The following is a 22,388-nucleotide window of genomic DNA, read 5'->3' on the forward strand; positions in this document are numbered from 1 at the left end:
TATCGATGTTCGATCTGGAGAAAATTGTCGAGCCTGTCCTGGGCCTTTGCGGTCTGGAAAGCGATCTGACAGAAGAAGAGCGGGCCATTCAGGAAGTGGCGCACAGCTTCGCCAAAAACGTGATGCGCCCAATCGGTGCTGAGCTGGACAAAATGACTGCCGAGGAAGTGGTTGCGCCGGGCTCTCCCCTGTTCGACTACATGCGTCAGGTGCACGAATCGGGTTTGCTCGACCTGGGCGCACTGGCGGCAATGGACAGTCAGCAGAAGTCGCGCATCATGCCGATCATCTTTGAAGAACTTGGCTGGGGCGATTCCGGCCTGGCCATCGCCACGCTGGCGTCCTCGTTCCCGGCCTATGCAGCACACAACAGTGGCAACCCGGAAATCATCGAGCGCTTTGGCGCCCTCCCTGGCTGCTGGCTCGCGACCCAGCCCGACCGTGGCAGTGACATCGTCGACATCGACGCCGACCTGGTCCAGCGTGGCAACAAGCAATCGCGCGGCAACCTTTACGCCCGAGTCGTCGGTGACGAAGTGATCATTCAAGGCCAGTCCTCGGCGTGGGTTTCGTATGCACCGCTGGCACAAACTGCGCTGGCCTACATTCCTTGCGACTACGGCGATGGCCTGGAAAATGGCGCTGGCCTGAATCACATCGCCATCCTCATTCCGCTTGATCTGCCAGGTGTATCGAAAGGCAAACCGCTGGAAAAACTGGGCCAGCGCGCCCTGCCCCAAGGTGAGATCTATTTCAATGAAGTCCGTGTGCCGAGAAAATATGCCCTCGCCGAAGGTGAAGCGGCCACCACCAGCTTCTTTGGCGCCCTGACGTTCGGCAACATGGAAATGGCGGCGACCTTCACCGGCGTGGCCCGCGCAGCCTTTGAACATGCACTGGCGTATGTGCATGAGCGCAAGCAAGGCGGCACACCGATCATCAATCACCAGAGTGTGCAGCTGCGCACCTTCGACCTGTGGCAAAAAGTCGAACTTTCGCGCGCAATTGCCCATCGCGTGTTCGCCTACAACTACAGCGAAAAAGGCCCTCACCTGCTGGCCTCAATCACCAGCAAGACCTATGTCACCGAGACCGCGTTCCAGGTGGCCAGTGAAGCGCTGCAACTGTTCGGCGGCAACGGCCTGACCAAGGAATACCCGATCGAGAAGCTCATGCGCGACGCACGGGCATCGATGATCGAGGATGGCGAAACCAACGTCCTCAAGCTCAAGGGCATGCGCTGGCTGAGCCGCGCCTACCAACGCGCCAACTGATTCCAACACCGACCCCATCCACCCCGTTCCCGGGCTGCCAGATGTGCAGTCCGAGAATAACGCTGTGTCGAAAAAGCCAGTCGTTGTGGAAACCATGTTTTATGGAGTGCATTTGCCATGCGGATCATCGATCACTTCGATAACGCAGTACGTTTTTACCCGCAAAACCTGGCCTTCGTCGACGTTGGCAACGATGCCAGCGCAGTGACCTATGCCCAGGCGGCGCCCGTGACGCAAGCCATTGCCGGCGCAATTGCCCATAACGGGTTCAGCGCCGGTGGCCATGTCGGCATTCTTGCGCCCAATTGCACGGTCGCCTTCCTGGCGCTGCTGGGGGTATTCCGCGCGCGGTGCGTCTGGCTGCCGGTCAATCCGCGCAACACGGTGTCCGCCAATGCGGACCTGTTCACTGACTTCGAAGGCGAGTTGCTGCTGTTCCATAGCACCTACGCCAATGAGGCGGCGCAACTGAAAGAGCGTTGCCCCGGCCTGCGTGAGCTTGTTTGCATCGACGGCGATTGCGGCGTCGGAACTTCTCTCGCGGCGTGGTCGCAAGGTGCACCGGCGAGCTATACCCCAGCCGTGGGAAACGACAGCCTGGACGATACCTTTGCCTTGTACCCCACCGGTGGTACGACCGGAAAGTCGAAGGGGGTGATGATTACCCATCGCAACATCCATACCTTCTTCAGCAACTTCTACGCGCACTTTTCCTATCACGACAACACCTGCCACTTGGTAGTGGCGCCAATGACCCACACTGCTGGCCTCACCGGTTGCCTGCACTTCGCGCGCGGCGGGACCAACGCGATCATGGCCACCGCTGTCCCTGAAGCGGTTGCCGATGCAATTGAAAAATACAAGGTCTCGCACCTCTTCCTCCCGCCGACCGTGCTGTACATGCTGCTGGCATTGCCTGACATCCGCCAGCGCGACTACAGCTCGCTGAAGCATTTCCTGGTCGGCGCTGCGCCGACGTCACTGGAGAAGCTGAAGGAGGCCGTGCAGGTCTTCGGCCCGGTCATGTCCGAGGCGTTTGGCCAGTCCGAAGCACCGGCGGCGATTACCGCCAAAGCGCCGTGGGACTACATCCGCGCGGACGGCACGATCAATGAAGCACGCCTGCAATCCATTGGCCGGCCCTGTGTACTCAACACTGTCGTCATCCTGAATGACGAAGGTGAGGAAGTGGCGCGCGGCGAATCGGGTGAAATCTGCATTCGCGGAGATCTGGTAACGCCTGGCTATTACAAGAATCCCCTGGCGACTGCCGAAGTCCGTCAGCAGGGCTGGCACCACACCGGTGATGTCGGGGTCATGGCCGAGGACGGCTACATCACGATTGTCGACCGCAAGAAGGACATGATCATCACGGGTGGATTCAACGTTTATCCGAACGAGATCGAACAGGTACTCACCACCCATGACGCCGTTCAGGATTGCTCTGTTATCGGTATCCCTGACGAAAAATGGGGCGAAGCGGTGAAGGCGATTGTCCAGCTCAAGCCTGGCAAGAGCTGCACGGGGGACGACCTGATTGCGTTGGTCAAGGATCGGCTGGGAAGCGTCAAAACACCGAAGAGCGTCGATTTCATCGAGCAGTTGCCGCGTAGCCCGGCGGGCAAGGTCCTGAAAACCGAACTGCGTAAAGCCTATTGGCTGGGCAAGACCAGGGCTGTTCATTAAGCACACCCTCGTCTACCACCCGCTAACTTCAGCAACGACAACGGCATTGCGAGCAATCATGAAACTCGAACAGAAATACCCGGCAAAACGCGCCTTCGTGACGGGCGCCGCAAGCGGTTTTGGTCTGGCCATCTGCATGCACCTCGCAAGCAGAGGCTGGAAACTGCTGATCGCCGACATCAACGCGACAAGACTGGATCAGGCCGAGGCACAGCTGCGCAAATGCGGCGCCGAGACCTTCAGCATGGTGTTGGATGTCACCCGGCAAGAGGCCTTGCAGGACGCTGCCAACACCATCAAACAACTGTGGGGCGGCGTTGACCTGGTGTTCAACAACGCGGGCATTGCATCCGCTGGCATGATCGATGACCTTCCCCTTGAAGAGTGGGAAAAAGTCATCAACGTCGACCTGTGGAGTGTGATTTATGGCTGCCGGGCATTCGTGCCTTTGCTTAAAGCACAGCGCGGCGGCTGCATCATCAATACCGCCTCGAGCGCCGGGACTTTGTCCGGGCCGGAAATGTCGCCCTACAACGTGGCCAAGGCTGGTGTCGTGTCGCTGTCGGAAACCCTCAAGTCCGAACTGAGCGGCTTTGATATCGGCGTCACCGTGGTGTGCCCGACCGTGTTCGCGACGTCTCTGGGCGACTCGCTCACCAGCGAACGCGCCATGGAAAAGCGCCTGTTGGCCCAGTTGAAGAAGTCCCGTTTCACCTCCCAGGACATTGTCGACGATGTGTTTCGCGCACTGGAAAAGGGTCGCCTCTACGTCATGACCCAGCCTGACGCCAAATGGGCCTGGCGCCTCAAGCGTTGGATGCCGGAATCCTATTTCCGCTTGATCGCCTATCTGTACCGCAACCGCAAGTGGCTGTACGCCGAGCAAAATTAAGCCGATCGATTGATTTAAACCTCAAGTCAACGTGCAACCCATGAGAAAAAATCAATGCTACGTATCTGGCCGCTGTCGTTTTTGATCACACTCATGGGTTGCGCAAATGCCCAGGACAAACCCAATGTCGTCATCATGCTGGCCGACAACGTCGGCTACGGAGACCTTGGTGCCTATGGTGCGGGCGAGGTCCGGGGCATGCCGACCCCAAGCATCGACCAGTTGGCCAGCGAAGGTGTGCGTTTTACCCAGTTCCTGGTGGAGCCAGGATGTACACCCTCCCGCGCCGCACTGCAAACTGGACGTTATTCGCCACGCGCAGGCCTTGGCAGCATCATTGTCGCGGGCACGCCGAATACGCTACAGGCCAATGAGGTCACACTGGGAGAGCTGTTCAAAAGCCAGGGCTACGCGACGAGTTACATTGGCAAGTGGCATCTGGGTGCGAGCGAACAAAGCTGGCCGACTCGCCAGGGCTTTGACCAGTACCGGGTTGGCGTAATCGAAACCAGTGACAGCACGCTGTATCGCGGCGCTATGCAGCGCAGCAGCCTCCCTGAGGCGCTGATCGCAGCGTCCGAGCCAGCCATCTGGGAGTCCGAGGCAAATGGCGATCTGAAGAAAGTCCGCCCCTATACGCTGGATTACCGCCGACAAGTGGAGGGGGATATTGCCCATTCGGCTGTGGAATACATCCAACGGCAGGCCAAGGCGCATGAACCGTTCTTCCTCTTCGTCGGCTGGACGAATACCCATTACCCGTCCTTGGTCGCTCCTGAGTTTGACGGCAAGTCGCGGATTGGTCCCTATGGTGACGCTATCATGGAGCTCGATCACCGCACCGGCCAGGTATTGGACGCCATCAAGACCGCCGGCATCGAAGACAACACCCTCGTGATCTGGCTGTCCGACAATGGTGCTGCACCGACTGAAGGACCGGCCGAGTTCCGTGGCGGCTCGAACGGCCCGTTCCGTGGCGAGCTTGGCGATGCGCTAGAAGGGTCGCTGCGTGTGCCAGCCATGATCAAGTGGCCCGGCAGGATCGCGCCACGGGCGAGTAACGCGATGGTGTCCATCCACGATGTCTTTCCGACATTGGCAAAGATCATTGGCGCACAGGTTCCCGCAGATCGGCCGATCGACGGCGTTGACCAGAGCGATCTCCTCATCGGTAAGCAGGCCGCTTCAAAGCGTGAAAGCCTGATTACCTTTATTGGTGACGAGATCGTTGCCGTGCGTTGGCGGCAGTTCCGAATCTATCCGAAGCAGTTCATCAGTTCGGCCGGCAATCCAGCCATGGCTGGCATTGGCGGGTACCGCGCCGAACTGAGCGGTTATCCATCGGTCTTCAATATCGAGCAGGACCCCCGTGAGGAGGTCAATACCGTCGCGGTGAATGCCTGGACCCTTGCTCCGTATATGAAGTTGATCGGCGAATACCTGAAGTCACTCGAGCACTACCCCAATCCAAAAGCCGTCAATCTGACGAAATTTGGTGGGTGATGCCCGTCTTGAAACCATGCTCTGGCAAACGATAGTCGCGGAACTGCTCGCGCAACTTCATTTTTTGCAGTTTGCCCGTTGCCGTATGCGGCAGAGCCTCGACATAAGCGACATCGTCCGGCAGCCACCACTTCGCGACCCGGGTTTCAAGGTATTCCAGCAGTTCTTCCTTGCTGGCGGCCTTGCCGGGTTTGAGGACCACGACCAGTAGGGGTCGCTCTTGCCATTTGGCATGGGGAATACCGATGACCGCCGCCTCGGCCACCGCTGGATGGCCGACGGTGGCGTTCTCCAGGTCGATTGAGGAAATCCATTCACCACCGGACTTGATGACATCCTTGGCGCGGTCAGTGATTTGCATGTAGCCATCGGAATCGATGGTGGCAATATCACCGGTGTTGAACCACCCGGCATCATCGAGAATGCTCCCGCCCTCGCCCCGAAAATATTGGTTGGCGATCCAGGGTCCCTTGACCAGTAGATGGCCGGAGGCCTTGCCGTCACGGGGCAACTCGGCGCCCTCCTCGTCGACAATCTTCATGGACACCCCGAACAGCGCCCGCCCCTGCTTGGCCTGCAGGTCAAGCCGTTCAGCCTGCGAAGCATCGCGATGTTTGGGCAGCGGGTTGCAGACGGTGCCCAGCGGCGACATCTCGGTCATGCCCCAGGCATGCAGTACCTTGGCATCGAAACGGGTTTTGAACGTCTCGACCAGGGCCCTCGGTGCTGCAGCCCCGCCAATCACCACCCGGTTCAGGCACAAGTCCGCCGCCGGGTCCAGGCCACGGGCCTCGACGTGCTGCCGCAGCATCATCCACACCGTCGGCACGCCCAAGGCCAACGTCACCTTTTCGGTACGCATCAACTCGTAGAGGCTCTCGCCATCCAGCGCCGCTCCAGGTAGCACCAGCTTGGCGCCGCACATAGCCCCCGCGTAGGGCATGCCCCAGGCATTGACGTGGAACATCGGTACCACGAGCAGCGCCGAGTCCGCCGATGACAGGCCAAAGCCGTCCGTGGTGCACAGCGCCATGGAATGCAAAATCGAGGAACGGTGCGAAAACAGCACACCTTTCGGGTTGCCGGTAGTGCCCGAGGTGTAGCACATCGAGGAGGCTGCCCTTTCATCAAGCGCCGGCCAGACAAACTCACAACTCTGTCCTTCAATCAGATCCTCGTAACACAGCAGATTTGGCACCTCGATGTCTGGCATCCGGCTTCGGGCTGTGAGGGCGATGAAGGCTTTAACGCTCTTCATCCGCGGCGCGAGTTGCTCTACCAGCGCGGCGAACGACAGATCGAAGAACAGATACTTGTCTTCGGCGTGGTTGGCAATGAACTCGATCTGCTCGGGGAACAAGCGCGGATTGATGGTGTGCAAGACCGCGCCCATGCCTGATACGCCGAAGTACAACTCCATGTGCCGATAACCGTTCCAGGCCAGCGTGCCGATCCGTTCGCCGGGCTGTACACCTAAGGTGCTCAGGGCATTCGCCAGTTGTTTAGCACGCCGGCCGATGTCGGCATAGGTGCAGCGGTGCAACGGCCATTCGACCGTGCGCGAGGTTATTTCGCTCCTCGGATGCGCCGTGAGCGCGTGTTCGAGGACCGTCGAAATCAGTAGCGGTTGATCTTGCATCAAGCCCAGCATGGTTTCGTGCTCCATTCAGATTCTTGATTGAATGCGCCGGTCTGCACCGGCGCCGATTAATGGCTATCCGTCAGATCCTGCGTCAGTACACCTTGCGGGCCGAACAGCGCCAGTTGGCCATCATCGAGCGATGCGAGTGCGGCGAGGTTCTGCCGGTCGGCGCGGACCTGGGCCTGGAAGTGCTGCAAGCCCTGATCCGCGACGGCCACCAGCCCGCCATTACCCACCAGCGCCACGCGACCGTCGCTGAGTTGGCTGACCGCAGTGATGGCTTCCTGGCTGCCGCTGTCGAGGGTCTGCCAGGTATCGCCAAGGTCTGCACTGACCAGCACCCGTCCGCTCATGCCCACCAACAGAACGCGGCCGTCGCGCAGGGTGGTGCCACCCCACAACGAGCCGCTGGCGCCGGTATCAAGCGTTTCCCAGGTTGTGCCATTGTCGGGTGAACGGTAGGCGCTACCGCCCTCCCCGGCGATGAACAGATGCCCATCGCGGCCGGCAAAAATCTGGTTGAGGTGGTGGTCGTCGCCGTCGCTGCTCACGTTCAGGCGCTGCCAGCTGCGGCCACCGTCGCGGGTTTCGCTGGCGTAGCCGTAGGCGCCGACGACGATGCCGTGTCGGGTGTTTTCGAACCACACCGACAGCAGCACCGGCTTGCCGTCCAGCGGCGGTTGCTGCGCCCAGGTTTCACCGCCGTTCTCGGTGCGCAACAACACCCCGCCATGCCCCACTGCCCAGCCGTTTTGCCCGTCGGCGAAACTCAGTGCCGTCAGCAGCCCATCCACTGGTACGGTCTTGGCCTGGTGCCACTGCTTGCCATCGGCAGAGAGCACCACCACACCGTGATCGCCCAGTGCGACAAGCCCCGAGCCCGCCTTGCTGACGGCCACCAGTGGCGCTTGTTGCGCCTGTGCCAGGCGCATGGCTGGCACCTCGGTACAATGGCCATGGAGCACCTGGCCGGCTACCCCCAAGAGTGCGGCGGTAGCCATCAGTCGAGGCAGCGAAATCGTTCTGTTGGACATCTCAAATCCCTCAGTCAATGCGCGATCAGGGGCGCACGAACGGGCCCTCTCCGCGGAATCAGCACGTCCAGCATCACCGCGATTGCCGGGAGCAAGGTGATCGCCATCAGCATGTTGACCATGAACATGAAGGTCAGCAGCAACCCCATGTCGGCCTGGAACTTCAAGGCCGAGAAGGACCAGGTCGCCACGCCGATGGACAAGGTGATCGCCGTGAAAATGGTCGCCACGCCGACCTCGCGCAGGGCAAGTTTGAACGCCGTAACGATGTCCTTTCCTTCGGCCAGGTGCAGTTGCAGGCGGTTGTAGATGTAGAACGCGTAATCCACGCCGATACCCACGGCCAGTACCATCACCGGCAAGGTGGCGACGGTCAGGCCGATGTCCAGCGACTTCATGAACCAGTAGCCGAGGAAAGTCGCCAGTGTCAGCGGCACACAGCAGGCAACCATCGCCCGCCAGTCGCGATAGACCAGCAACACCAGCAGCACGATAGTCAGGTAGACGTAAAGCATCATCGGCAACTCGGAGGTTTCGACGATTTCGTTGGTGGCGGCCTGCACCCCTGCATTGCCACTGGCCAGGCGCACGGTGATGCCGTTCACGGGGTGTTCCGTCCGATATTGCTTTACTGCTGCGACCACGGTTTTCAGGGTGGTCGCCTTGTGGTCGGCCAGGTACAGGTTGATCGGCAGCACCGTGCAATCGGCGTTGTAAAGGCGTAGCACCTCAGGCACCTGGCGCACGGCTTCACCGATGCTCAGTTCATCGACCGGCAGCGCTGCCCATTTCGGATTGCCCTCGTTGACACCCGAGGCCGAGAGCTTGGTCAGTGCCGGCAACGATTGCGCCGACAACACCCCCGGTACGTTGGCCAGGAACCAGGTCAGGCGGTCAGCGTAAGCCATGACCTCATGTTGGTAACAGCCGTTTTTCGGCGTCTCCACCACTACGGTGAACAGGTCCAGTCCGAGCCCGAAATGGCCGACCACGCTTTCCACGTCCTGGTTGTAGCGCGAGTCGCTGTGCAACTCAGGCGCGCCCGGCAACACGTGGCCGACATGTCGACCTTGGCTCTGCCAGACGGCAATACCGAGCAGCACCAGGCACAACACCGAGCCGATCGCCGCATTGCGGGTTTCGGCCAGCCGCCCGAGTTTGCTCATCACACCATCGCGCCAGGCTTGCAGGCGTTTGACCCTGTTGACGTAGGCCTGGTCGAAATGGAAGAAACTGGCGAGCACCGGCAGCATGATCAGGTTGGTCACGATCTTGTACGCGACCCCGACCGAGGCGGTAATGGCCAGTTCGCGAATCATCGGAATCGGGACCAGCACCAGGGTGGCGAAGCCGACGAAGGCGGTTATCAGCGCTAATGTGCCCGGAATCAACAATCCGGCGAAGCTACGACGAGCGGCGGTCATCGCATCCGCGCCGTTGCACACTTCCTTGGAGATGAAGTTGACCTGTTGCACGCCATGGGACACACCAATGGCGAATACCAGAAATGGCACCAGAATCGCCAGCGGATCCAGGCCGAAGCCGAGCAAGGTGATGGTGCCGAACTGCCAGACCACCGACACCAGCGAACAGCACAGCGGCAGAAAGGTCAGCACCCAGGAACGGGTGTACCAATACACGGCGGCCAGGGTCAGCAGGAAAGCCAGGGCGAAGAAGCCCATGACACTGGTCGCGCCGGCGCCGATGTCACCCATTTGCTTGGCGAAACCGATGATCTGCACGTCGTAGGCACTGTCGGCATATTTGGCGCGGACATCGTCTTCCAGGCGTTTGCTGAACTCCAGGTAGTCCAAGCGTTTGCCGGTCTGCGGGTCCGGGTCGGCGAGTTCGGCCACCACCATGGCCCCCGAATAGTCGTTGGCTACCAAGCTACCGACAAAGCCCCCCACGATGGTGCGATCACGGATGCCGACAATTGCTTGCTCATCAAGTGTGCCGACCGTGACGTCACCGCCGATCACATCCTCGGCCTTCATGCCCTCCTCGGTGATCTGCACCGCGCGGGTATTGGGCGTCCACAGCGAGGTGACCGTGCGCCGGTCGATCCCCGGCATAAAGAACAGCGTCTGGGTCAGGTCGTAGAGCCGGGTCATGGCCTGCGTGTTCCAGATGTCGCCGTTTTTGGCGTGTAGCACCACGATGACGCGGTTGGCACCAAACAGCACGTCCCGGTACTTGTTGAAGGTTTGAATGAATTCGTGCTGTTGGGGCAGTTGTTTGTCGAAACCGGCCGACATGCGAAGTTGCGAGGCGAAACCGGCCATGACCAGTGTGACAAGTGCCAGCACCGCCAAAGTCGACAGACGACGCCGAAAAAAGAACCGCTCGAGACCGAGCACTAGAGAAGCCAGCATGGTGAGCCTTCCTGAAAAACGGGAATGAGCTCCCCTCAGCCCGTGGCCGAGGGAAGGCACGACATCAGAACGAGTAGGAAATGTTGCCGCTCAAGAAATCGCGATCAGCCATCAGGTTGTTGTCCCCGCCTCCCCAGTACTGCACCCACTGCAAACCACCTTTCCAGCGGTCGCGGTAGTTGAACAGCAATGAACTGGTCAACGACTTGCGACCCTCGACGAACGGCAAAGCGTTTGGCGAGGTGCCGTTGACGTCGTGGCTGAAATCCAGCTGTGGCGTGACCGTAATCCCGGTGCCGAAGACATTCGGGTAGTTGATGCCGAACTCGGTGACATAACCCCATGAAGTTCTGTCCGGCAGCGAATAGTCGGGCAGGAAGTAAGGCGTCCGACCCGATGTATCCAGATCCGGATAGTGGGTGACCACCGCTTCGGCCAGCAGAAAGCCGTCGGAGGCGCCCAGGCTGGTCGGGATAAACCCTAGCGGGTCGTTAGCCGAAAAGGTGTAGATGGCATTCACATGGGCCTGCCATTTCTTCTCTTCGACGAAGCCTTTGCTGGTACCGGTGTCGTACACGCTGAATTGGTTGAATTCACCGGTGAACGCCTGGCCAAAGGGCACCGTGGGGTCAATGCTGACGCTGTCATTCGGGCGGTAGGACAACTCCGCACCCACGGCCACCGGGCCGACCATGGTATTGAGCGACAGGCCGTACAGGTTCTTGTCTTCGCCGTAATTCCAGAAGTAATTGTCCACCAGCAACGCATCAGGATTGGACGTCGCGGTGTAACCCACGAACGGCAGCTTGTCGTGATAGCGCTCGTAAAAGAAACCGAACTCGGTCGCGATTTCCTCCACCGTCCAACGCAGGGCAAGACCATATTGGCCACTGTTCTTGGCCGAGCGCTCACCGGCATAGGGAACCGCCAGGCCGTTGGCGATTAACGTGGCGTCGTCCAGGCCGCTGATCAACGGCTCGCCGCAACGACCGGTGGGTGTCAGCGAGGCACAGGTACCCGCGCCGAGTAGGCCATCGACTGTACTGGTCGAATAGTAGATCGGCCGGTTGCCCTCGCCCACCACATCGGAGTTGGAATAGTAGGTGCCCACCGGGTCGATGCCATACGCATTCCACTTGAACTGGTAGTAGGTCTCAAGGTTCAGGTTATCCGTCAGCCCCAAGTTGAACGAGGCCATGGGGGCCGGCACGAACACCTCCTTCAACTGCGTGCCGGGCGTATGGTATTTCGTCAGATTGAGGGCATTGATCTGGTTGATGCCGCCGGTGACGAAAATCTCCTCGCCCCAACTGATGACCTGATTGCCGACCTTGACCTTGGCCGGCATCTCACCCAAGTCGAAGCTCTTGGCCACCCACAGGTCGAGCAGGTCGACGCGTTCGGTGGCTTCGCGATCGGCATTGTCATCGAGCTCGGTGCGCCGGGTGTTGTCCATCTTGAAGTCTTTCGACCAACTGACCCGACCCAGGGCGCTCCAGCCATCGCCGAACTTCAGGCTCAGCTCGTGTGTACCCTTCAACACTTCGGAGAAGACATCGTGCTTGTTGTAGTTCAGATCACCGTCGTCGGAGTTGGTGTAATTGATGTCGGCATTGGCGTAACCATTGCCTCTGCTCAGGTTGTAGAACTCCCCCAACCCGGTACTGGTGCCATCGTTACATCCACCGCTGTCATCACCGAGCAAATGGCAATCTGGCGATTGCAGGCGCGAGGCGAAGCCGTATGACAGTGTGGAGTCGAAACTGCCGGAGATGCCGTCCTCGGAACCAAAGCGCATGGCCTGACTGGCGTCCATCCAGAGCAGGCTCGAAGCGGCCATTATCGCCAGCGTCAGTCGATTGTTTTTAGCGCGCGCGAAGCCCGGCGCGGCTTGGGCCGCGCCTTTTTTATTGTTGTGCATAGCTCTACCTTTACGCGGAGTTATTGCTGCTTAACGTTCGCCGCTACGGCGCAGTTCGTTGGAGTTGAACAGTTTGTCGCTGACCCGGCCTTCGAGGCCCGCGGTCAGGTCGAGCACCTCACCCTCCTGGGTAAAACCGTCAGCGATGTAGCGCCGTGCGACGAGGTCGTAGCTGACGTACTCGAAGCCCGTGCAGGACTGGGTCTGCGGGTTGGCCCAGAGACTGCCTTCCTGCACGCGCCAGAGATTGCCCTTGGCGTCGTACATGTCCACGTGCAACAGCGCCCAGCTGTCTTCGTCGACGAAGAACACGCGCTTGGCAAATGAGTGACGTTTATCGGCCTTCACCGTGGCTTCCACCACCCAGACCCGATGCTGCTCATAACGTTGGGCATCGCGATTGAGGTAGTCCTGGCCCATCAGGTTCTCGTACGTGTTGCTCTTGTCGACCAGCTTGTAGGAGTTGTAAGGCACCACCATTTCCTTCTTGCCGATCAGCTTGAAGTCATAACGGTCCATCGCCCCGGTAAACATGTTGATCTGGTCGACGAAGTACAGGCTGTCGGTGCCGGCAATCGGGTTGTCGTAAGCGAAGGACGGCGCACGCCGTACGCGGCGCTGGCCGGGGAAGTAGATCCAGGAGTCCTGCGGCTTGTCGAGGTAGCCGTGGACCAGATACATCTCGCCAGCCCGCGATGGCGGTGTCAGCACGTCGTAAAGCATCTTGGCTTCGTAGTCGCCGGCATCGACCGGACTTTTCACCGCCGCATCGTTGTAGGGGTAGTACTCGCTGGCCCACTGCTTGAGTTCGGACAGTTCACCGCTCTTCTCGCGAAGCAACATCGACACCTGGGCGCGACGTCCCTTGGCCATGTAGCGCAGCTTGTAGTTCCACATGACCTCAATGCCGCTTTGCGGCACCGGGAACGGAATCGCAGCGCCCGCTGCTTGCTCCAGATTCCAGCCATCGCTGCCGATCTTGCTCTGCGCGGCGAACGCTTTGGTGCGTTGGGCAATCTCCGTCGGGAAGGAGCAGCTACGGTGCGTCGGGAAGACGTCCAGGTGGTAACCCGGATAGGCCTTGATCAGCTCCACCTGGCCGGGAGGCAATTGTGCCTGATACTGCGCGAGGTTCTTGCCATTGATGGAGTACAGCGGCTTGTCGGCGCCGTAAGGGTCGCCGTGGCCAGGTTTCCAGCCCGCCGGAGCCTGGGTGAGTCCGCCATTCCAGGCCGGAATGCTGCCGTTGGCATTACCGGCTTTTTCTGCTCCGAACGGTGTCAGATCGTTGCCCAACCGGGCGAGATCGGCCAAGGTCGCTGCCTGGGCGCCGCCAGTACTGAACAGTGCCACCAAGGCGCTGCACAGCAGGCACTTCTTGAAATGAAAACTCATGATCACTCTCCCATTGTAATTGTTGTGCAGGAGCGCCCGGCGCATGACGCCGGGGCGAAACGTGGATCAGGCGCAGGCCGGCCTGCCGGCAACCTGACTGGCGCACCAGCCAAAGCCTAGGGCTGACCCCAGGTAGACGGCGGCCAGACCCCAGCCAAGCGGGTTCATCGAACCCGTCATGACCGCGTGAACAATGATGCCGGCACACACAAGATCGGAGCCGATCATCAACAGCGAGTCGCGCCGCGGCAGGTCTTCGAGACTGCTGATAAACCAAAAGCCCAGACCGACAGCCAGATACGTAGCGCCGAGGAGTCGGCCAAGGAGCATGCCGTCGGCCCCCAGTGGCATGCCCACCCAGCGGAAGATCAGGCTTGGGTCGATCAGCAGTAGTGTCGCGACAGCTACGGTCAGCAGGCACTTGGGTTTGGTGTAGATCGTGATGCTCATGAGTGGGGTCCTTGTTGACTGAGGAAGCATGTGAGCGCCTGACGATCCTCTGCCTGTCGCAGACCGCCAAAGGCCATGGCAGTACCGGGCAGAAACGTCATGGGGCCACTGAGGAACGCGTCGAGCTTTTCCGTATTCCAGGTGAAGCCGGCCTGCTCCAGCGTCGGCGTATAGGTGAAGCCTGGGGCTGAACCTGCCTTGCGACCGAATACACCGCCGAGCTTTGGCCCGACCTTGTGTTCGGCAAGTGAATGGCAGGTTGTGCAACGGGTTTCGAAGAGCTTCTGGCCGGCAGCCAGGTCGCAGGCTTCAGCGGCCTGCGCGGGCAGATTGATCAACCCCAGCAGCCCGAGTGCGACACACAGATGATGGGCGTAACGACCAATCATCCCAGCATCTCCTTGGTCCGCTGGGCCGCCTTGCCGCCGGCGGCGATTGCTCCGTCGATGCAACCGCGCCAGCCCTCGCCGTGGTCGCCCTGGCCGAAGAAAATGCGGCCGCGGTCCTTCTGGAAGTGCGCGTAATACTTCTCGAACCAATCCGGTTTGTAGCTGGCGTAGGTGCCGAGGCTGTAAGGGTCGAGTGTCCATTCGTAGCCGTGGGTACTCTCGACCCGGATGCCTGGGAAGAGCGGTTCCAGAATTGATTGGACGGCCTTGATGTCAAAGATATCGACCTTGCTTGGATCGTTGCCGAAGGCGACGAAGAGGGTGTAGTCGTCACACACGTAGTGCGCCATCACCAGGTTGACCGGATGACTGGAGTCGGCCATGGCGGTGACCTTCGCCAGCTTGGTAAACCCGCCCCTGGCCTTGATGTAGAACTTGATGCCCTTGCCGCTGTGCTTCTGCTTGCCAGCCTCGATCAGTGCAGGGTCCAACGCCGGGGAGAATTCCAGGTTTGGCAGTACGTTCATTGGCAACGCGATGATGACGCTGGCAGCGACGATTTTTTCGCCTTTTTGGGTGGTCACCACGGTGTGGTCACCCTTGTCTTCGATTTTTTTGACCGGAGTCGACAGGCGCACTTGCGGCTTGCCGTCTTCGATCATCTTGTTGATCAGGCCGACGGTGCCGTCCTTGAGCTTGTAACGCACGACAGCGTCGTTGAAACCCTGCAGGTTCCAGCCAGAAAGCGCCCAGTAACGCAGCATGTCGACGTAGGACGTCTGGTCCAGTGGGGCATGCGCTGTCGCGCCGACGAAACTGTCGATCGCCACCCGCTGCACCGGGTTGAGCTTGAGTTCATCCAGTCGTTGCTGGCCAGTTCGCTTGTCACGGCGAATGATTTCGTTCCAGGTGTATTGAGCGTCGTAGGGACGGTCCCAGACCTGACGCGCCTCGGCGTAGAACGCATCCAGGGCTTCGTACAGCGGCAGCAATTGCTCGCCACTCAGCGTGTGGGTCGTGTCGCCGACCCTGACCACGTACTCTTCTTTGTCCAGCACCGCGCCACTGACCGGAGTTTCCAGTACCTCCAGGCCGTAGCGCTCTTTTTCGGCCCAGACGAAGGGCTGCGCCTGGTGAATCCAGGTGCCACCCATCTCGACTTTGTGGCCGTCGAACTCGGAGGTGAAGGTACGCCCGCCCAGGCGGCTGCGTGCCTCCAGCAGCAAAGTCTTGTAGCCGTTCTTGCGACTGTCCCGAGCCGCGGTGACACCGGCGAAGCCGCCGCCGATCACCACTACGTCATAGTCGCAACCCACTGTCTTGCATTTATCACCGGATGCCGCCGTGGCTTGAGTCATAACCCCTGCCCCTGCGACAGCCACCGCGCCTACTCCGGCGCCGTGCAAAAACTTGCGACGGCTGACACCCTTTGCGCCGTTCTCATGCTCTGCCATTAGCCCACACCTCTTTTTTTGTTATGGGTGGCGGGCATGCAGCGCAGCTAAAAAGCCCCGACCGAGCCAGACGACGCCAGCCGGGACAGGTCATGCCCACCTGGAACAGAAGCTAACAGTGGAGGTGCGCAAGGGCTTGCCAGCGTGCGTCAGAGCCGTTGACATCTGACGTCAGCTGCAAAAAAAAATTACACGAGGTTGGCCTTGGTTTGCAGGCGATATTGCTGAGGAGAGACTTGAGTCCAGCGACGAAAAGCTCGGCTGAATGAACTGCATTCGGCGTAACCAAGCAGCAAGGCGACTTCAGTCAGGCTGTAATGGTCCTGCGCCACATAGGTTTCGGCCAGTGAACGGCGCACGTCTTCGACCAGCAGCCTGAATTCCACTTGGTGCTCGGCCAGACGCCGTTGCAGTGTGCGCGGTCCCAGGCCCATGCTCTGCGCCACCATTTCCAGGCTGGCCCCGCCGCTGCTCAGGCTGCTGGCGATATGACGCCCCAGTTCGGCGAGCAGATCGCTAACGGGTGCCCTGATCTGCCGCTGCTGTTCGAGGAAGGGTTCCAGTGCCTGGAACAGGCGTGGATCGGCGGTGCGTACCGGCATCTCCAACAATGCAATCGGGAAATAAAGGCGGTTGTCCGGCTGCTTGAAATGCAGCGGGCACGCAAGCACGTCTCGATGTAACGACCAATCGGTCGGCCTTTCATGCTCGAAGTCGGCCCGCTGCGGCGTCAATCGCGGATTCTCGGTGATCTCCCGCAGAAGGCTGAGGAAGAAGCCAATGGTGAATTCGGAGTCCTGACGGCGACGCGTGATGGTCGGATCGGTGCACTGGTAAGACAGGATGACCTGATCCCCGTCGATTTCGAAATCCACCCGAATAGCATGAGCAAACACCACGGCGAAATGACTCATGCAACGCAGCGCCAGGAGCATGGTCGGCGCACTGCGTATCGTTTGACCATAGGCGCCAAGGGCGGTGCTGACAGTCTGGATGCCGATGCGCAGGCCGATCGACGCATCCACTCTGAGCCCGAGGATTTCCCAGAGCTCGACATAATTCGCGGCGGGAATCTCCACATCGGGGGTATGCAAAATGCGCTCGTCCAGGCCGGCCTCGGCCAGGAACGGGGCGAACAGTTCTGCATTCACGCGAAAGAAGCTCTCGGCGAAGATGGTCTGGGCACTGGTTTTGGACATGCTGGATAACGCCGAATGACGCCCTGTTCCGGGCAGGTAGTTCTTATAGGGCTCACGGTCCCTGTCTCGATGACATGGCCGAATCTGAAACCATCCTAAAGGTCGTGAAACATTTTGCAAAGAGTCTTCGATCGGGGCATCCAACTGGAATTTTAGCCAGTCCTATCCCCCCCACCAAGGGGGGGGAAGTCGTTTTCAACGCGAATAAAGTCAAGACACAACAGTACGTTCCATCACTCAGCGCTTTAGAGCAGGTGAACCGATGAAAATAACAATAATGCTGTGCGTCGTTGCATCACTGATAGCGATGGTGGCTGTCATCTCTACTCGACTTGACGAAGTCTCGCTGGAGTCGCTACGCCAGACCCGAAATGATTGCCAGGCGGTGAATCCCTACGCCTGTCTCAAGCCATCGGTGAATTTTGCCTCGCTGCATTGATCGTGCTCCGAGCGCCGAATTCCAAGTTATGCACAGCTGTGCATTGAATGCCCCGGTCAGCAGCGAAGACACACCCTACCTGTATCAACTCTTGCGTCGCTCGCTGACGGATGCCGGACTGGCGACCTATTCAGCCAAGAATTTTTACATTCGCACACGACCCTTGGCGGTGAATCAGGCACCCATCTGTGCCCCGGACGCGGAACCCTTGAAAAAAGACGGCTCCTATCCCTCCGGCCACAGCGCCATCGGCTGGGCATGGGCACTGATCCTGTCCGAGATAGCACCTGAGCGTACCGATGTCCTTCTGGCACGAGGTTTTTCCTATGGACAGAGCCGGGTGATTTGCAATGTGCACTGGCAAAGCGACGTCGACGCGGGGCGAATTATCGGCGCCGCCGCAGTCGCTCCTCTGCACGCTGATCCTGTATTCCTCGCCGATCTCAATATCGCCAAGCGGGAACTCGCTGCGGTATGTGCGAAAGGTCTGAAACAGGCACGTGTCTGCCAGACAGAGACACAGACACTCGCCACTCACCCTTAGTGGTGCCCCTCCCTACCACAGGAAACTTTCCTATGAGCAACGCAACAATGGCCATCGTCGGTGACGAGGCAGCCGTTACGCCCGCCGAACTGGGCTGGACCTTCATCCGCTGGGGCCTTGGCCTGTTCATCACCGGATTTGCAGTCGGTTTCATTCCGATCCTGCACTACATGGTCGGCGCTCAACAGGGCGATGTCGGTCCGGTGTTCCTCAAGAACGTCACGCTGTGGTGGGGCTGCCCGGCCGTCCTGGCCGAGATGACGCTCAAAACCGGCAGCCTCGGCATGATCGCTATCGGGTTGTGCTATCTGGCCGCGATCCGCCAAGGCGCGGCGCACAGCGTTTCCGGCCTTGAACGCATTGCGGCCAAACTTTGCGCATACGGCCTGATCGCCGAACTGGTGACTGCCGGCGTGGGTTTTTACGTCGGCAACAAGATCTGGCCAAACTTCTATTTCGAACCGGTACAGACTGGAAAGAACCTGTGGCTCGCTGCGCAGGGACTCAGCATCCTCGTCTATTTCGTCGGCATTTGTTATGCGGTCGCTGGCGTGCGTAGAGCGGCGGCGCAGCGGTGATGATAAATTATCTGCGCAAGTGGTTCTGGCAAAACAGACGTTGGCAGGCCATTGCCTGGGTCTGCGGCATCACATCCACGGCATACTGGGTCTATTCAGGCATGCCGATGATTTGCCACTGAGTGCGAGTCAACCAAGCCAGAACCAAAAAGCCCGGCAGCGCATCGCATGCCGGGCTTCTTTTTTGCGTGCATTTAAAGTTACGCGGTAAAGCAGGAAATACGTCAGCTCATCAGCGCATCCATGCGCACCTAAATATTTGTAGTGGCAGAAAAAAAGCTCTTGCGCGCTTTTTCTGATTTCACATCCCAGACCACAGTTGCTCCCTTGCGAATAAACCAGCTACGTCCATCGCCACCCTCATAGGTGACGCTATTGCCTGATTCATCGGTTATCTCGATTTGACCCTCAATTAACGTTGCCAGCTCGCTAAAGGGATAAGTGAAACGGAAACGGCCTTTCGTGACTTCAAAAAGACCTGAAGTGAGTGGAGCCTCTCCCCCACCAAGATCCAAGCGGGCATACAGTCTTATTTCCGTTTCAGACAATGTCGTTGCGCCCAGGCTCTCAGGTGAACCGATGTAAACGAGTTCATCATCTTTGTTTGCAGATGAATAGGTGATCATGGATGCTCCTTCTTCTCTGGCTAAACTTCAATTGTCGGCAAGGGGTAGCGCAACTCTCCGATCATGTCATCCAGAGAGCCACGCGGATGGCACGTGCTTTCCATGGTCAGCCATTTGAGGATGGCTGACTCGTGACGAACCATCGACTTGGCGATGTCGCGATCCTCTTCGGGGCAAATGCGCGCGATCTGTTCAAAGCGCGACAGGAAGTTCTCAACAACAGGTTTAATGCCGCCAGCAAATTCCTGGAGGTTAGCGGCTGACTGATAGGCGCTGACAATGGCTCCAACATCACTCAGGTCGATGTTCTCGCTCAGAGGTACACCGTACTTGAACAAGAAGGGCCGCAAGCGCGCTTTTGTTTCGGTTTCAAGTTGCAGCAAAGTACCAAAGTGGTATTGATCGCGTTCGCTTTTCGCCACCTCGATCAGCGCGAGCGCAAGGGCTTCACCAAATATCTCGCTCTCATGCAGTTCGCGAATCCACGCAGGATATTCCACAGCCGTCATACAGTTACTCCACTGTTTGTCTTGTTTTAATGTGCGCGTCGGAGCAGGAAATGTGACAAGGCAGGAATTAACACCAACGCCCCGATCATGTTCCAGATGAACATGAACGTGAGCAGGATGCCCATGTCGGCCTGGAATTTGATCGGCGACCAGGCCCAGGTGATGACGCCTGCGGCCAGCGTGATGCCCACCAGCGCCACCACTTTGCCGGTGAACGCGACGGAGTTTTTGTAGGCTTCGGTCAAGGAAAGGCCGGCACGTTGTTGGGCCAACTGGACGCTGAGCAGATATAGCGCGTAGTCAACACCGATACCGACGCCCAAGGCGATCACCGGCAAGGTCGCGACCTTCACGCCCATGCCCAGCCAGACCATTAACGCCTCGCACAGGATCGAGGTCAGCATCAAGGGCACGACGGCCACCACCACCGCCCGCCAGCTGCGAAAGGTGATGAAGCACAAAACGATCACCGCGCCGTACACGTAGAACAGCATGGTGCGGTTAGCGTCGCGCACAACGATATTGGTCGCGGCTTCAATCCCGGCGCTGCCAGCAGCGAGCATGAACTGGCGATCGTCGTTGCTGTGTTCGCGGGCGAACTGGTCGGCCACTTTCACCACGTGATCGAGGGTTTCAGCCTTGTGATCCGAGAGATAGGCAATCACCGGCATCATCGAGCAATCACTGTTGAACAGTTCAGGGTTGTTCACCGAGGCCTGCTGCGCGCCGTAGTTCAGCACGTTCTGATTGCGCGCGATGGTCAGCATCTTCGGGTTGCCTTCATAGGAACCCGCCGTGATTTGCCGCACCGCGTTGACCAGCGATATGGTGGTCTGCACGCCCGGTTGCTGTTGCAACAACCAACCAAGACGATCCGCTTCCACCAGCGTTTCGTACTTCAGGCAGCCTTCGCTGGCGGTTTTGACCATGACCGCGAACTGATCGCTCGACAGCGAATAGTTGGCCGTGATGTAAGCGTTGTCGCGGTTGTAGCGTGAATCCGCACGCAGTTCCGGCGCTCCCGGATCAAGATCACCAATCTTCAGGTGCGTACTGACGACGAAGCCACCTACGGCCAACACCCCGGCAACCACCAACGCCACCGTGGCCCATTTCCGTTCGGTAAAGCGGTCAAGCAGGCTCCAGACATTGCCCAATCCTTTGCCTTTAAGCTCTTTGCTCTCCTGACGCAAACTACGCTCGGCAGCTTTTCGACTGACGCCCCAATAGGACAGCAGTACCGGCAACAGCACCAGGTTGGTGAAGATCAGGACCGCCACGCCAATACTCGCCGTGACAGCCAGGTCCTGGATCACCGGAATGTCGATCAGCATCAGCACGGCAAAGCCCACAGCATCGGCCAGCAACGCGGTCAGGCCGGCGAGGAACAGGCGACGGAAGGTGTAGCGCGCGGCGACCAGTTGATGGGTGCCGCGTCCGACGTCCTGCATGATCCCGTTCATCTTCTGCGCGCCGTGGGACACGCCAATGGCGAATACCAGGAACGGCACCAGAATCGAAAACGGATCGAGCGCGTAGCCGAACAAGGTGATCAACCCGAGTTGCCAAACCACGGCTACCACCGAGCACAAAATCACCAGCGCGGTGCTGCGCATGCAACGGGTGAAGGCAAAGATGATCGCGGTGGCGATCAGCGCGGCGGTGCCGAAATACAGCATGATCAGCAGCAGGCCATCGATCAGGTCGCCCACCAGTTTGGCGAAGCCAATGACACGGATTTTGATCGGGCCTCTGCCCTCTTCGCCGGCCTTGTGTTCCGCGCTGGAGCCTGCAAATTCAAACTTGTTGCGCAGCTGTTCTTCGAGCAGGCGCGAGAACTGGTGATAGTCGATGGCCGCGCCGGTCACCGGGTCTTTCTCCAGCAACGGCACGAAGATCATGCTCGACTTGAAGTTGTTGCCGACCAGGCTGCCGATGATCCCGGAACGGGCAATGTTCAAGCGCAGTTGCTCGACGCCTGAAGCCGAGCCGTCATAGGAGTCCGGCATCACTGGCCCGCCACGGAAGCCCTCCTCCGTCACTTCGGTCCAGCGCACGGCCGGTGTCCACAGCGACTTCATCCACGCCCGGTCCACACCCGGTGTCAGGAACATGGCGTCGTTGACCTGCTTGAGTACGTCGAGGTACTTCGGGTCGTAGATGTCGCCGTCGGTGTTTTCCACCACCACCCGCACCGTGTTGCCCAGCCCGCGCAGGGACTGGCGATTCTCCAGGTAGTTTTTGATGTAAGGCTGACTCTGCGGAATCATCTTTTCGAAGCTGGCATTGAGCGTCAGTCGAGTCGCGGCGAAATAGCTCAGCAGCACCGTGACGATCAGGCAGGTCAGCACCACCAGCAGACGGTTGTTGAAAATCAGGCGTTCAAGGAAGTTGCCGGAGCGTGCATCGAAGCCCTTGAGCTCGCGGATCACCGGCATCGTATCGAGGTTGTAGTTATTACCCATGACGTGGCTCGTC

The 22,388-nt window shown here is 59.3% G+C and carries 18 protein-coding genes; 6 read left to right on the forward strand and 12 right to left on the reverse strand.

Annotated features, from left to right (window positions below; all coding sequences use genetic code 11):
* Window positions 1–5 precede the first annotated feature (5 nt).
* From ACA052_RS14000 to ACA052_RS14015, 4 genes are all read left to right on the forward strand, one after another.
* Entirely contained in the window at window positions 6–1,274 is a 1,269-nt protein-coding gene (locus ACA052_RS14000; protein ID WP_497650218.1) for an acyl-CoA dehydrogenase family protein, read from the forward strand.
* Between the two features lie 117 nt (window positions 1,275–1,391).
* Window positions 1,392–2,960: an AMP-binding protein gene (locus tag ACA052_RS14005; RefSeq protein WP_497650219.1), complete on the forward strand. Its 1,569-nt coding sequence runs from the start codon at window positions 1,392–1,394 to the stop codon at window positions 2,958–2,960.
* A 58-nt stretch (window positions 2,961–3,018) separates the two neighbouring features.
* The gene (locus ACA052_RS14010) at window positions 3,019–3,852 is read left to right on the forward strand and encodes an SDR family NAD(P)-dependent oxidoreductase (RefSeq protein ID WP_497650220.1); all 834 of its coding nucleotides are present in this window, start codon (window positions 3,019–3,021) and stop codon (window positions 3,850–3,852) included.
* Window positions 3,853–3,906: 54 nt separating this feature from the next.
* Window positions 3,907–5,355, forward strand: coding sequence for an arylsulfatase (locus ACA052_RS14015; protein ID WP_497650221.1), 1,449 nt, complete (start codon window positions 3,907–3,909; stop codon window positions 5,353–5,355).
* Here the strand turns inward: ACA052_RS14015 and ACA052_RS14020 are convergent.
* The 9 genes from ACA052_RS14020 to qhpR all read right to left on the reverse strand — a co-directional run bounded on the left by ACA052_RS14020 (window position 5,330) and on the right by qhpR (window position 17,214).
* Complete coding sequence (locus ACA052_RS14020) at window positions 5,330–7,021, reverse strand: 3-(methylthio)propionyl-CoA ligase (protein WP_497650222.1); 1,692 nt, start codon at window positions 7,019–7,021, stop codon at window positions 5,330–5,332. The genes ACA052_RS14015 and ACA052_RS14020 overlap by 26 nt on opposite strands.
* A gap of 41 nt (window positions 7,022–7,062) precedes the next feature.
* Window positions 7,063–8,031 carry a WD40/YVTN/BNR-like repeat-containing protein gene (locus ACA052_RS14025; RefSeq protein WP_497650223.1) on the reverse strand — a complete coding sequence of 323 codons (969 nt, stop codon included), beginning with the start codon at window positions 8,029–8,031 and terminating at the stop codon, window positions 7,063–7,065.
* A gap of 14 nt (window positions 8,032–8,045) precedes the next feature.
* Window positions 8,046–10,406: an efflux RND transporter permease subunit gene (locus tag ACA052_RS14030; protein WP_497650224.1), complete on the reverse strand. Its 2,361-nt coding sequence runs from the start codon at window positions 10,404–10,406 to the stop codon at window positions 8,046–8,048.
* A gap of 64 nt (window positions 10,407–10,470) precedes the next feature.
* On the reverse strand, window positions 10,471–12,327 hold the full coding sequence (locus ACA052_RS14035) for a DUF1302 domain-containing protein (protein WP_497650225.1): 1,857 nt from the start codon (window positions 12,325–12,327) through the stop codon (window positions 10,471–10,473).
* Window positions 12,328–12,357: 30 nt separating this feature from the next.
* Window positions 12,358–13,722 carry a DUF1329 domain-containing protein gene (locus ACA052_RS14040; RefSeq protein WP_497650226.1) on the reverse strand — a complete coding sequence of 455 codons (1,365 nt, stop codon included), beginning with the start codon at window positions 13,720–13,722 and terminating at the stop codon, window positions 12,358–12,360.
* Window positions 13,723–13,788: 66 nt separating this feature from the next.
* The gene (locus ACA052_RS14045; protein WP_497650227.1) at window positions 13,789–14,172 is read right to left on the reverse strand and encodes a hypothetical protein; all 384 of its coding nucleotides are present in this window, start codon (window positions 14,170–14,172) and stop codon (window positions 13,789–13,791) included.
* Window positions 14,169–14,561, reverse strand: coding sequence for a c-type cytochrome (locus ACA052_RS14050; protein ID WP_497650228.1), 393 nt, complete (start codon window positions 14,559–14,561; stop codon window positions 14,169–14,171). Before ACA052_RS14050 ends, ACA052_RS14045 begins: the two co-directional genes overlap by 4 nt.
* The gene (locus ACA052_RS14055; protein ID WP_497650229.1) at window positions 14,558–15,919 is read right to left on the reverse strand and encodes a flavin monoamine oxidase family protein; all 1,362 of its coding nucleotides are present in this window, start codon (window positions 15,917–15,919) and stop codon (window positions 14,558–14,560) included. The genes ACA052_RS14050 and ACA052_RS14055 overlap by 4 nt, the downstream gene beginning before the upstream one ends.
* Window positions 15,920–16,203: 284 nt before the next feature.
* Window positions 16,204–17,214 carry an AraC-like transcriptional regulator QhpR gene (gene qhpR, locus ACA052_RS14060; RefSeq protein ID WP_497650230.1) on the reverse strand — a complete coding sequence of 337 codons (1,011 nt, stop codon included), beginning with the start codon at window positions 17,212–17,214 and terminating at the stop codon, window positions 16,204–16,206.
* Between the two features lie 482 nt (window positions 17,215–17,696).
* Between qhpR and ACA052_RS14065 the strand changes: the two genes are divergently transcribed.
* Window positions 17,697–18,197 (forward strand): acid phosphatase, encoded by a 501-nt coding sequence (locus ACA052_RS14065; protein WP_497650231.1) that lies wholly within the window; start codon window positions 17,697–17,699, stop codon window positions 18,195–18,197.
* A gap of 32 nt (window positions 18,198–18,229) precedes the next feature.
* Complete coding sequence (locus ACA052_RS14070; protein WP_497650232.1) at window positions 18,230–18,775, forward strand: hypothetical protein; 546 nt, start codon at window positions 18,230–18,232, stop codon at window positions 18,773–18,775.
* 251 nt (window positions 18,776–19,026) lie between these two features.
* Here ACA052_RS14070 and ACA052_RS14075 read toward each other — a convergent pair whose 3' ends face one another.
* Genes ACA052_RS14075 through ACA052_RS14085 form a run of 3 tightly spaced genes read right to left on the reverse strand, consistent with a single transcriptional unit; the run spans window position 19,027 to window position 22,375 of the window.
* A complete protein-coding gene (locus ACA052_RS14075; protein WP_497650233.1) occupies window positions 19,027–19,401 on the reverse strand; it encodes a cupin domain-containing protein in 375 nt (124 codons plus the stop codon).
* Window positions 19,402–19,421: 20 nt separating this feature from the next.
* Window positions 19,422–19,910 (reverse strand): hypothetical protein, encoded by a 489-nt coding sequence (locus ACA052_RS14080; RefSeq protein WP_497650234.1) that lies wholly within the window; start codon window positions 19,908–19,910, stop codon window positions 19,422–19,424.
* A 26-nt stretch (window positions 19,911–19,936) separates the two neighbouring features.
* On the reverse strand, window positions 19,937–22,375 hold the full coding sequence (locus ACA052_RS14085) for an efflux RND transporter permease subunit (RefSeq protein ID WP_497650235.1): 2,439 nt from the start codon (window positions 22,373–22,375) through the stop codon (window positions 19,937–19,939).
* Window positions 22,376–22,388: the final 13 nt, after the last annotated feature.

This window comes from Pseudomonas sp. LBUM1644, assembly GCF_059716195.1.